At 47.7% G+C, this 12,107-nt stretch carries 13 protein-coding genes and 1 tRNA gene; 12 read left to right on the top strand and 2 right to left on the bottom strand.

All coding sequences use genetic code 11. The annotated features are described in order from the left end of the window. Positions 1-122 precede the first annotated feature (122 nt). From KDK16_RS00855 to KDK16_RS00805, 12 genes are all read left to right on the top strand, one after another. Entirely contained in the window at positions 123-383 is a 261-nt protein-coding gene (locus KDK16_RS00855) for a putative phage tail assembly chaperone (RefSeq protein WP_257274271.1), read from the top strand. Beyond that, positions 302-571, top strand: coding sequence for a hypothetical protein (locus KDK16_RS13435; protein ID WP_373690884.1), 270 nt, complete (start codon positions 302-304; stop codon positions 569-571). Before KDK16_RS00855 ends, KDK16_RS13435 begins: the two co-directional genes overlap by 82 nt. Positions 572-586: 15 nt before the next feature. Continuing rightward, positions 587-2,311 (top strand): phage tail tape measure protein, encoded by a 1,725-nt coding sequence (locus tag KDK16_RS00850; protein ID WP_257274270.1) that lies wholly within the window; start codon positions 587-589, stop codon positions 2,309-2,311. After that, positions 2,311-2,667, top strand: a complete 357-nt coding sequence (locus tag KDK16_RS00845; RefSeq protein WP_257274269.1) for a DUF2590 family protein — start codon at positions 2,311-2,313, stop codon at positions 2,665-2,667. Before KDK16_RS00850 ends, KDK16_RS00845 begins: the two co-directional genes overlap by 1 nt. Beyond that, a complete protein-coding gene (locus KDK16_RS00840) occupies positions 2,660-3,835 on the top strand; it encodes a baseplate J/gp47 family protein (RefSeq protein ID WP_257274268.1) in 1,176 nt (391 codons plus the stop codon). Before KDK16_RS00845 ends, KDK16_RS00840 begins: the two co-directional genes overlap by 8 nt. Before the next feature lie 2 nt (positions 3,836-3,837). Then, the gene (locus KDK16_RS00835; protein ID WP_257274267.1) at positions 3,838-4,440 is read left to right on the top strand and encodes a phage tail protein; all 603 of its coding nucleotides are present in this window, start codon (positions 3,838-3,840) and stop codon (positions 4,438-4,440) included. Between the two features lie 13 nt (positions 4,441-4,453). Beyond that, on the top strand, positions 4,454-7,399 hold the full coding sequence (locus tag KDK16_RS00830; RefSeq protein WP_257274266.1) for a phage tail protein: 2,946 nt from the start codon (positions 4,454-4,456) through the stop codon (positions 7,397-7,399). Positions 7,400-7,585: 186 nt separating this feature from the next. Continuing rightward, positions 7,586-7,933: a hypothetical protein gene (locus KDK16_RS00825; RefSeq protein WP_257274264.1), complete on the top strand. Its 348-nt coding sequence runs from the start codon at positions 7,586-7,588 to the stop codon at positions 7,931-7,933. 20 nt (positions 7,934-7,953) lie between these two features. After that, positions 7,954-8,652, top strand: a complete 699-nt coding sequence (locus tag KDK16_RS00820; RefSeq protein WP_257274263.1) for a hypothetical protein — start codon at positions 7,954-7,956, stop codon at positions 8,650-8,652. Next, a complete protein-coding gene (locus KDK16_RS00815) occupies positions 8,625-9,335 on the top strand; it encodes a hypothetical protein (RefSeq protein WP_257274262.1) in 711 nt (236 codons plus the stop codon). The genes KDK16_RS00820 and KDK16_RS00815 overlap by 28 nt, the downstream gene beginning before the upstream one ends. 89 nt (positions 9,336-9,424) lie before the next feature. Continuing rightward, on the top strand, positions 9,425-10,246 hold the full coding sequence (locus KDK16_RS00810) for a DNA adenine methylase (RefSeq protein WP_257274261.1): 822 nt from the start codon (positions 9,425-9,427) through the stop codon (positions 10,244-10,246). Positions 10,247-10,520: 274 nt separating this feature from the next. Continuing rightward, on the top strand, positions 10,521-10,778 hold the full coding sequence (locus KDK16_RS00805; RefSeq protein WP_257274260.1) for a DNA-binding transcriptional regulator: 258 nt from the start codon (positions 10,521-10,523) through the stop codon (positions 10,776-10,778). A 31-nt stretch (positions 10,779-10,809) separates the two neighbouring features. Here the strand turns inward: KDK16_RS00805 and KDK16_RS00800 are convergent, their stop codons facing one another. Beyond that, complete coding sequence (locus KDK16_RS00800; RefSeq protein WP_257274259.1) at positions 10,810-11,220, bottom strand: hypothetical protein; 411 nt, start codon at positions 11,218-11,220, stop codon at positions 10,810-10,812. Positions 11,221-11,670: 450 nt separating this feature from the next. Next, positions 11,671-11,757: transfer RNA gene (locus KDK16_RS00795), tRNA-Leu, on the bottom strand. Positions 11,758-12,107 lie beyond the last annotated feature (350 nt).

Genomic DNA, 12,107 nt, shown 5'->3' with positions numbered 1-12,107 from the left:
GAGCTGGATGTTGCCAAAAACTACACCAGCAAAGAAGACCTGAAAGAGATGCTCAACAGCATGGAAACCCGGCTGGAGAAGCAACTCAGTAATTTTATCAAGACTATCAAGGGGTGATAGCAATGGAAAAAACAATCAAGGCAACGGTAAACAGCAAAGAGCTGTCTTTCAACGTCACCACCGAAGAGTACAACCAGTACATCAACGAAATGCAGATGGATAACAAGATCGCACCTGCTAAAAACTTTCTGGTGCGCACTGTCGACAAAGACAGCAAGAAAGAACTGTCTGAGCTGTTGAAATTGCCCGGTCTCGAAATCCAGCTGGCCAGCAAGGTCATCAACGACTTTCTGCCGGATATCACTATCGAGATGGGAAAGTAGAACGCCTGGCGAAGCAAATCGAGGGCAACGATCTGGAGCGCGTCTGCCTGTTATCACGCAAATGGTTTCCGGATCGGGTACCCGATGCGCGGAGTATGGGCGAAGCACTCTATCTGGAAAAAGATCATTGGGAAAAGATGGCACAGGCTGTTGCCAACGGCATCGGTAAGGCTCTCAAGGGCAAGTAGGCAGGACAGACTTCTATGGCGAACAAGCTGGAAAAACTGATGTTTTCCATCAGCCTGCTGGATCAGGTAACCGGCCCGGCAGGAAAAGTTCAGAAATCACTGGATTCAGTATCACAGGTCGCAAAAAGCGCATTTGCTGATATTGGTGCCGGTGCTCTGGGTATTGCCGGTGCGGGTCTTGCTATGCAGCAGATGTTGATGCCTGCCATCGAGCTTGATCGGGCAATGGGCGAAGTAAAGTCCCTGGGTGTCCAGCAAGACGCACTTGATCAACTGGCAGATACAGCACTGAGCTTTAGCACCCGCTACGGCAAAAGTGCTACGGATTTTGTCAGCAGTGCTTATGACATCCAATCCGCCATAGCCGGTCTTTCTGGTAATGAACTGTCTGCGTTTACCGAAGCCTCTGGTGTACTGGCTGCCGCCACTAAAGCCGACACCGCCACCGTGACCAGTTACATGGGCACCATGTACGGCATTTTCTCAGACACAGCCAACAAAATGGGCAAAGCCGAATGGGTTGAACAAGTGGCAGGTATGACCGCCAGTGCAGTGCAAATGTTCAAAACCAACGGTAACGAAATGTCCAGCGCCTTCGGTGCCCTTGGAGCTTCAGCTACATCAATGGGCATCGACATGGCAGAACAGATGGCGATTCTGGGCACCATGCAGGCCACTATGTCGGGATCAGAAGCGGCCACAAAATATAAATCATTTCTGGCGGGTGTAGGAAAGGCACAGGACGCACTTGGAATGTCGTTTACCGACTCACAGGGCAACCTGCTGGGCATGATGGACATCATGGGGCAACTGCAGAACCGCTACGGCGATAGCCTGTCCGTTGCAGAGTCCGACGAATTGGCCAAGGCATTTGGCTCCCAGGAAGCCGTGGCGTTGGTAAAAATGCTGATGACCCAGACCGATGCACTGGGTGGCAGTATCGACAAACTGGGCAAAACCAAAGGCATGGAGCAGGCCATGACCATGGCAGACGCTATGGTCGATCCCTGGGAACAACTAAGTGCCGGTATTAATGCCGTAAAAATCGGTTTTGGCTCTGCGCTATTGCCAGTCATCAATCCACTGGTGAGCAAGATGGCGGAAGGTGCAGAAGTGCTGACCCAGTGGACCCGGACGTTTCCAAACATTACCCGATGGATTGGCTATGGCGTTCTGACCATAACGGCTATGACAGCGGCTATGGGTGCGATGGCCATCGCCAGTGGCGTCGCCAAGGTTGCCATGCTGGCCTATGGCACAGCTTCCGGTGTTGTGATGGGTACCATCAATGCGTTGCGTGGTGCTTTGGTCGCCTTCCGGGCTGTGATGCTGGCGGTCAATATCGTGATGTTTGCCAACCCTATCGGCCTGATCGTGGCAGGCATTGCCGCCCTGGTCACTGGTGTAGGCGCAGCCATCTACTACTGGGACGACTTCAAGGCTTCCCTTGCGGATATCAGCGTATTCCAAATGCTGGGCGATGCCGCAGGCTGGGTGATCGGCATGCTGAACAAGATCCCTGGTATCAATATCGGTGGCGATGACGAAACCGCAGCACCGACTGTCTCAAGCCTCGATGCACCAAGAACCTCCACGGTTCCATCTGGCGGTATCACTAAAACCATTAACAACGCAGTCACCAACAACAGCAATCGCGGTGGCAATACCATCAACGTCACAACCAGTCAGCAGATCAACAGCCACAACATCGAAGAAATGATGTGGCAATGGGGTGGGTAATGTCTGAACAACAATGGATCGACATCTTTATCAATGATGACCGCGACATCCAGCTGGATGTTGCAGGCATGCCTGGTTACACCGATGACCGCGCCACCATTGCGCAAGACATCAAACACATGATTATGGAAACCGGCATTCTGGTTGAGCTAATCGCCGAACGCAGTCGTGAAAAGTGGCTGGCCAATATGAATCAGCTTGAATTGATGGTTGAAGAAGATGTTCGGATTGTTCCCGGGACTGTTGAAATTGATCAAACAGAAACTGGTGTCATCTATCTGACTGCAGAGACTGTCATGGGACCGATTCAATGGCCATTCAGCATTGACCAGATCAACGGAGTGAACAATGACTGAACATCAGGAAGATTTTGAGCAGCTGGTCATTGATGCGGGTATTCCCACTACTGACGAAGCGATGAAAGCGGAGTGGGATCAGATCAATGCAGACCAGGGCAGCTTGATCAGCAATGATTCGAAGTGGAGTTCGTTCTGGCGTCTTGTTTCTGAGATTGTCACCAGACCGGCTATGTGGGTAGTTCAGTTTCTTATCAGACAACTGTTGCCCAACAGTTTTATTAAAACAGCGTCTGGATCGTTTCTGAATATTCACGCCTGGTCGTTGGATCTCACTCGTAAAGAAGCAACAAAGGCACTGGGCCTGATCACGTTTTCTCGTGAGAGCATAGACAGCCCTCTGACGATTCCGGCCGGAACGATCATCCAGTCGACGCCGATCAATGGTCAGGTATATGAGCTGATAACACTGACAGAAACTGATTTCCCTGACGAATCCCTCACCGTGGACATACAGGCCGAGGCGCTGGAGGCAGGAGAAAATCACAATCTGGCACCCGGTTATTACTCAGTGCTGCCAAACCCTATCACTGGTGTAACAGGTGTCACTAATGGCGAGGAATGGCTGACCACGCCCGGAGCCGATCAAGAGACTGACGAAGAATTGCGCCTGCGCTGCCGCAACCAGTTCACGGCTGTCGGTCTGTTTCACCACGACGCAGCTTACAAACAAATCATCACCGAATTTGCAGGTATCCGCACTGATTACCTGTTTTTTGAACACAACGCACCACGCGGCCCCGGCAGCGCAAATTGCTACATCATGATTGAAAGTGGAATCCCCCCGCAGGAATTTGTGGACACTATTAATACTCACATCGACGACAACGGTTACCACGGACACGGTGACAGCATGGTCTGTTATCCGATGCCTGACAAAGAAACAGACGTAACAGTCACAGTCTGGCCAGTGGCAAACCTGAGCATTCTGGAACGCACCGGCTTGCAGGAAGGTGTGGAGAATTTCATCCGCGCTGCATTCCGCCAGAACAATGATTACAACGCCACCCAGACTTGGCCCGAGGGTCGTTTTTCATTCTCACGATTAGCTCAGGAGCTGCACAGAACATTCCCGGAGATCGACAGTCTTGAGTTTGTGAACAGTGACATAGTCACAGGTCTGGAGCTTGCAACGCTGGGCAATCTCACGGTCACACTGGAGTACTGATCATGATCAAACTCAGTCTCCCGTACTGGTTATCCGGCATCGAGTTAACAAAACTCAAGGATGCTGCACAGGAGTGGTTTAGTCGTGTTGGTGAATGGGCCGCATGGCCATTAACACAGCTGAACGCTCTGGAATGCGACCCTGGTATGTTGGAACTGATCGCATGGCAGCGGGATATTACTCGTTATTCTGGTGAACCACTCGAACTCTTCAGAAAACGAGTTCATTACGCATACATTAATGCTCGTGATGCAGGTTCTGATATCGGTTTTATTAACATTTGTCATCGTCTTGGAATCGGACACTTTGAAACAGGAGAACGTCAAGCCGGTTATGACTGGGACATTATCAACATCTATCTGGAAGACGATCAGCTATCTGACAATCCAGAGTTATTAAAAGAAATCATCCGGATGTATGGCCGTACATGCCGACGATACAACTTTATTTTAGAAACCCCGGTGCCCGTTTACCTGCGTTGTGCAGCCTCTGGTTATACGACCGAAACAATATCGGCATCTATCCAGAATCCGGGCATTCGATCACAGATTCATTCTGTTTCATTAAATACAACCGTAACAGTCGCCAGTTTGATTAAGGATTAAAGGGAATAACAACATGACAGCAGCAATCACTTATGCCGGTGAAACACTTATCGCTCAAAAGCAGGCGAACGGTGAAGTACTGACCATTGGAAAGTTCATCCTTGCCAACATTCCGAATCTTAATCCTTCTGACCCAATCGACCGAACTGAGGGAATGCCAGCGCAAGAGCATATAGTTCTTGACGCAGAAGTCAGCCAAGCCGGATATATCAATCCGAACCTTGTTGTTCACTCATTAATGTTAGGCACTGGCGGCGATGAGTTTGATTTCAACTGGATGGGTCTGTATGCCGAAGATGATGATGTAATCGTTGCCATCACATATCTGCCACTTCAAACCAAATTCATTTCTACTGCAATGACCAGGAACTTCATGCTGGAGTACTCTGGTGCTCGAGAAACGGGTGATATCAACATTCCGGCAGAAAGCTGGATGATGGATGTGTCTGCAAGACTGGAAGGTAATGACGAGCGTGGTCGGCAGTCTACTCAGGATGTTTTTGGACGACAGCTGTTTTATGGTGATGCCTGCAAGGTGGTGAAAAATGCTGACGGGTATTATGATCTGCTGCCTGGCCAAGGGTATGTCGCTGGTATTCGGTTTGATTATCCTGGTAAAAAAGTTTTGGTTTCAGAGACTCCGACGTCGATTTGGTTGAATGTTTCGCAGCAGGGGAATGCGCTTTCTGATGTTGAGGCTGTTGTGGAGGTTGTGGTTTCGGATGTGGATCAAGCTGATTATCTCGAGCAGGGAACAGGTGTTTGGCATTATCTTGAGAAAATTGCAGAGATTGATGATCCTACTGTAACTGATTTGCGATTAACTAATTCAGCTCCGATCAATTCATATACACACTCAAGTCTTGTTGATGCTGCTAATGATAAAAATCTCGGAAGGAATTATCTCAGTATCGCTGACAGGGCCGGTGCAAATTTCAATAAAACTACACAACAGGACTACAGCACATATCCAGATTCTGTGAAATTCATTGATAGAAGTGGTCATTATTGGGTTTTGAAGCTGCAATCAACGATTGATTTACGTTGGTTCGGATTGAATGGCGTAGACGATACACAGGCTCTTCAGGATGCAGTTGATTTAGCAAATGCAAAAGGCGACAGGTATCTCATTGATAATGGTGGAAATACACTAGCTATAACTAGAACTGTTAATTGGAAGCCTAAGGTCAACTTCACGGGTGGTACGATACAGGCAGTAGGTAATTGGTGGGCTGACAACGATGCAGATGGAGAGTTAGAAGTTAAGGGTAAACCGATTCTTTCATTTGCTGATGAAAAATATTACTCAGGAATAGAGAACACGGTTATTGATTGTGGCCTAACTTCCATTGATCCGACTGCTCAAAATGTGGCAGCAGCCGGTATTTATAGCGGTGCAGATGCCAGAAATTTGCAGATGAAAAACTTGCATATCCTGCATTTTAATGGCTATGGCATTTTAACTGTTGTTAAGAATACTGATTCTTTCTGGTCAGACATACAGTGCCAGCAGTGGATTTGGGGTGAAAAAGGTCATACAGATATAACCCAGAGAACCGCAACTGGTATAACGTGTCATACATCAGACGGTGTTTGGGTTAATTGCATATCTATGTATTCAAAATACCCATTTCATTTGAACAACTTTTACAACGCCCAGTTTACAAACTGTCATGCATATAATGGTAGTTATCCTGACGCTGTAAACCTCCCAGTCATGTACATCGGTGAGAATTGCCATGGAACAATATGGACAAATTTCTATCTTGACAATGGTTATGTAGAACTAAGGAGCTTTGATCATATTTTCAAAGCTATGCGGATGACAAAAACGTCTTCTAGCAATACAACCTATCCGTTTAAATTAATTGCTACTGAAGAAAATGAGACTGCGATAGGTCTTGTGGTCGATGGTGCAGTTAGCGCATTTAGTAATAAATTGTTCGAGTATAAAGCTGAAGGCAGCCGTTCATGGTCACCAGTGAAGGATCATGTCGTCAAGTCTATCATTTCACCTTATGAAGGATTCGTAGCAGAATATCCTCAACGATACAAGAAAGTCACTCCATTAGGCCATGAAATGGTATCGAATATACTAAGCAATCCAGTTTCGATTGCGAATCGACAGGCTCAGTATCAGAGCATGATGCAGCATTATTCATCCGGATATCATGCTGCCGAATTCACCAATGCAGGTTCGTCATACCCTGCTTTTCGTGGTGCAAAATCAAGGTCGGAAGATTTCTCATTACAACCCTTGGAGGGCGACACACTTTGTGAGTTTTGGGGGACAGGAAGCACAGGTGTTGATTTTGGAACACCTGAGAAACCATTCATAGGTGGTGGCGGTATAAGGGTGTCTACAACCGAAGACTGGACGGCAACTAATATGTCAACTGGCCTTTGGTTTTATATCACTGAACCCGATACGACCAATCCCATAGCCGCATATAAAATGGAGTCCTTAGCTTTTTATCCAGTAAAGGATAATGTTCATTCTGCGGGTCGTTCTGGCCACAGATTTTCACAAGTTTATGCAGGTACAGGATCAATCAACACATCGGATTTCAACGAGAAAGATGACATCCGAGAATTGAGCAGTTCAGAGTCCAATGTAGCCCGTAAACTGAAAAGCTTGATTAGAGTATTCAGGTTTAAAGATGCGATTAAAGAAAAAGGTGATGATGCACGAATGCATGTTGGTGTTATTGCTCAAGAAGTTAAGGCCGCATTTGAGGCAGAAGGCTTAGATCCATTTAAATATGGAATCCTGTGCTTTGATGAATGGGAAGAAAAAATCATCACACACCCAGAAGAAATCTCACCAGTTTACGATGAAGAAGGAAATGTAATTGAAGAAATTGTCGTAAAAGAAGAGTACACAGAAGTTATACCCGCAGGCGAAAGGTACGGAATTCGGTACGATGAACTTTTGTCGTTTGTTGTATCGACATTGTAGGTGGGCGTAGTGCTTTCTCTAAATAACATCAGAGTCTCAGGCCACAACCTAACCGTTCGGGCCAACTTTCGGATAGAAACAAAAGAGCTGTCTGGCCAGACCAGCAGCTCCGACCGATCAGAGGAAGGCATCAAGCCCTGCAGCCTCTCGGTCAGTCTTCAAATTCCTTATAAACAGGAACAAAACTTGACCAAACTAAGGGAACTGGCCACAGCCCTGGACAGTAACGACAACCTGAAAGTTTACGATATTGTCAACGACACCGCCGCCGCCATGAAGGTGCGGCAGGTGACGTTTATGGACAATTTCACTGCATCAGAAACAGATGGCCGCAATGCCTGGCAGGTGAATTTCACCCTGGTGGAATATCTCTCCATCCCGGAAAAGAAAGAACAGCGCAAGCCGCAGAAAGTGGCCGTGGATCAAAGTGCAGAAGGTCAGCCAGCGGGTGAAACCACACCACCAACCAACCAGGAAGAACAACTAACCGGAGCTATGGCTGTGCTGAAAAAACTGGATGACGCTCTAGCCTGAGCCAGCTGCAGGGAACTGCCATGAAAATCATTAAACAGTTATTGATAAATGGTGAAGAAGTCGCATTAATCAGTGATGACACTCGGCTGGAGCTTTCAAGCCCTGGTCGTGCTCGCTTCCTGGTTCAATCTGACAAGCCGTTAACCGGAGTCGTGCAATTCGCTATCGGCTGGAGTGGTATGGAGTTGTTCCGGCTGTTTGTGGGTTATATTGACCGGCAAACCACAGTCAACGAAAAGCAACAGCTTTTGTTTTGTCGTGAATTGTCTGCTGCACTGAATCGCCCTCTCTTCATGGGTCTTCGGCATATTACGGTTAATGACGTGCTGACCCGAATTAGCAAAGAAACCGCGATTTCCTTTGTTGCACCTAAAAAAGAATACGTCCGAAAGCAGGTGCCACATTTTCACCACATGGGCGGTGGCTATCAGGCCATGGATGCAATCGGCCCGGTATTTAACATTCCGTCATTTATCTGGCAACAGCAGGGCGATGGATCGGTCTACGTGGGTAGCTGGCAAGATAGCCGATGGTCATCAAGGCCAGTCCAAATACCAGACAAATTCTTCACTGAACATCTGGCCTTTAACAGTGCCCGAATGATGATGGCACCCAGCTTACGCCCTGGTGTGCAATTCAACCGAGGCGTTATTGATTCATTAACCTGTAAAAACGACAGTATGGTGATTTCATGGATGCCATTAAACGCATTGTCCTGAGACTTTTTCCTGAACTGAGCTATGGCTATCATCTGCCACTTTTGGCACGGGTGGAAAACATCACCGACGCACCAAAAGACGGTGGCACATGCACTATGGAACGCCCACGTTTTGCCGTGGACATTCAACCGCTGAACCAACATGGTGATGATTATGGCGAACTGTTGCGGGATGTTCCTGTATCAACTCCCTACGCTGGCAATGAACGAGGACTTCACGGCCTACCCGATCCTGGCGCTATTGTTGAATACGCCTTCGCCTTTGGCAGACCCGACCAGCCATATATCCGCAACACCCTGCCTGTAGGTCTGGAATTGCCAACCGTAGACAAAGACGAAGCCCGCTGGCAAAAATCCGCCACCATTTACCAGGGCTACGACTCAGCCGACAACTGGCACCGTGCAACGCCTGAAAATATCAAAGACAGCGCAGGAAAAATCAGGGAGTGCCAAGCTCAGGTCAAACAGCTGTTAAAAAGTCCCAAGACCTGGTTAGGAAGTGATACAGAAAACGTACTGCGTATTTTGTCCGACGCTTTATCAGAAACAGCCAGCGCATTAAATGTTATCGCTAACCATACCCACCCTGGTGTCGGTCGACCGAATGAATCCGGAGCCATATCCGGTCACGCTTCAAACATCAACAGTACAAAATCAGACAGACTCGACCCGATCACTGAATAGCACGGTGGTATTACTCCTGAATAAACATAATCTGAGACAATATCGAATGGAGGGGTGAGATTGATGATTGATGTATATCAGGAGTACTCATGCCCAAAAACTTTAAACCTCTGGTGCCATGGATCGGAGGCAAGCGCAAATTAGCGCCGCACATTCTGCCCTTATTCCCTAACCACACCTGCTACGTAGAACCATTCTGCGGCGCTGCCGCTTTGTTCTTTTTAAAAGAAGAGAGCAAGGTGGAAGTCCTTAACGATGTGAATGGTGACCTGGTGAATTTATACCGGGTTGTAAAACACCATCTGGAAGAACTTTATAAACAGTTCAAATGGACACTGACCAGCCGCCAGAATTACGAATGGTTACTGAAAACCCAACCAGAAACCCTGACCGATATACAAAGGGCTTCCCGCTTCTTATATCTGCAAAAGCTGGCTTTCGGCGGAAAGGTGGAAGGTCAAAGCTTTGGCACCAGCGCCACCAGTCGCTCACGTTTTAATATTTTCAGCCTGGAGCAGGATCTGGCCGACGCCCATTTTCGATTGGCGAATGCCACCATTGAAAATCTGGACTGGGCAAAAACCATCGAGAAATACGACAGGCCCGGCACCCTATTCTACTGCGACCCACCGTACTGGATGACAGAAGGCTACGGCGTAGATTTCGCCTTTGAAAATTACGAACGCATGGCAGAACTGGCCAAAAGCATCCAGGGCAGAATGATCATCAGCATCAACGACCACCCTGACATCCGAAGTGTATTCGATGGTCTGTTTATCCGTGAAGTGGATTACAAATACACGGTAGGCGGCCCACAAAACACCAGTGATTGTGTAGAACTGATCTATGGCAACTGGGAGCAGGAAGAACATCTGGCCGGGCAGGTTTCGCAGGAAGGTTTCTCATTTTAATGCTTGTATATTAGGGCAATTTGCCCTAATATATCAATCAACGCAAGGGCATAACGCCCGGCACTAAACCGGAGTAAAACCGATGACTTTACAAGAGAATATTTGCAAATCTCAGCACCTTGCATGGTTTCTTGTCAGAGACCTTAAAGACGTTTACAAGCATCTCCCAGAAACAGAAATCGCCGAACTGATCAAACAAGCCGAAGAGATCGAAAAGCGAATCAGGACTCTCCAGGAACAACACACTAAAACGTAACGAGGAAGGCTGGCAGTAATGCCAGCCTTTATGCTTATGACGCCAAGAATCAAAAAACAAAGCCTGCAGGCTTTCTATCACCCTGATTACCAGGCACCTTCTACAGAAGAGCTTCGCGAGCTAATGAAGGACTGTGCCTGGACTGGCGCAAAGGTCGGTGCATTGGTAGGCGTGGACAGTCGCACTGTGCGACGTTGGACGGGTGGAGAAAGACCGATACCTTATTCAGCCTGGCGACTGCTTCTGTTGTATGCGGGAGTGGTTAAGGTGGAGTGATTAAAAAGCCGAGAGTGTTCTCGGCTTTTTGCTAGTTGGTCGCTGATGCTATTTTCTTCCAGTCAATGCCAGAAGGAGCAAACTCAACACCTGGCGACATATTCCGAGCAATACCATTTGCAGCAAAGACTTCACCATCTTTCACCCAGTAGCCTGCCGATCCATTCACTACAACAGCCACACCACCATCAACTTGACCAGTCACCCATGTATGAGCCTGACCTTGCGGTATAGTATCCAGCACAGCAGTGAGTGCTGGCCCTTCCACTTTATCCAAGTTCAAGTTGTAACCAATCCCAACCATAACCAGGGAACCAACCAAAAACTTAACCGCACGCTTGCGACTAACTTCGCCCTGCCCGAACTTTACCGGGTTGATGATGATCAACACAAAACCCAGCACCAAAAAGGCACCAAGACCCATTAACAAATAAGCCAGCATAAGAATCCCCCAGAACAAACAAACAGAAGTGACTCTCCAATCATATCGAGAAGGAAAAGCCGCTGCACACTGACGAAAATAAAAAATATATGACAGTTGTCACATGCAAGCCTGAATAATACCAGCAAACTCGCCAGCGATCCCGCACCACTGGCCGTGCCATCGCCCGGGTTGGTGTGGAGAATTTTTCGGCTGCACATAAAGTCTTCGGCCAGGAAAACGCACTCCTCCGCCCCACGCCTGCAGCGTTTTTGCCCTTATTTTGTGCACGTTTTAAGTGAGTGCAGTGGTGGCCTGAAGCCCCGCCATTACTGGGGGCTTGCAGCCATTCTGCTATTGCCAACTGTGCAATAATGTGCAGGAAATGGCAGTTTTACTTTTGTCCTGAAAACAAAAAAGCCGACAACTATGCGGGTTGTCGGCTTGTTATTACGATTGCACAAATTTAAGTGGTACCGGTGGCCGGGATCGAACCGGCACGTCCAAAAGGACAACGAATTTTAAGTCCGTAGCGTCTACCAATTCCGCCACACCGGCACTATTCCTTGTGTGATGCCACATGTTCTGTCGTGGCACCCGCGTGGCACTTGGTGCCACTTTTTCCTGATCTGGCACCTGAGTGGCACCAAACAAAATCAAACTTTTATTCAGCTTAAACCCTTGTTTATCAAGGATTTGGTGACAACTTAAAATCTAATCATATCTGATGTTGATACCCATTTTTTTGATTTTAAGTCTGCTGTGTCTACCAATTTCACCACCCGGGCGACAGGAATAGCTTATCTATTCCAGTCGAAAAAAAACAGGCTAGCCAACCTGTTTTTTCCAGCTTTGGAGGCGAGTACCGGAGTCGAACCGGTCTAAATGGAGTTGCAGTCCACTGCATA

The organism is Endozoicomonas sp. SESOKO4 (assembly GCF_024606275.1).
The sequence above is the reverse complement of the archived record's forward strand: the minus strand, read 5'-3'. Positions and strand labels throughout refer to the sequence as shown.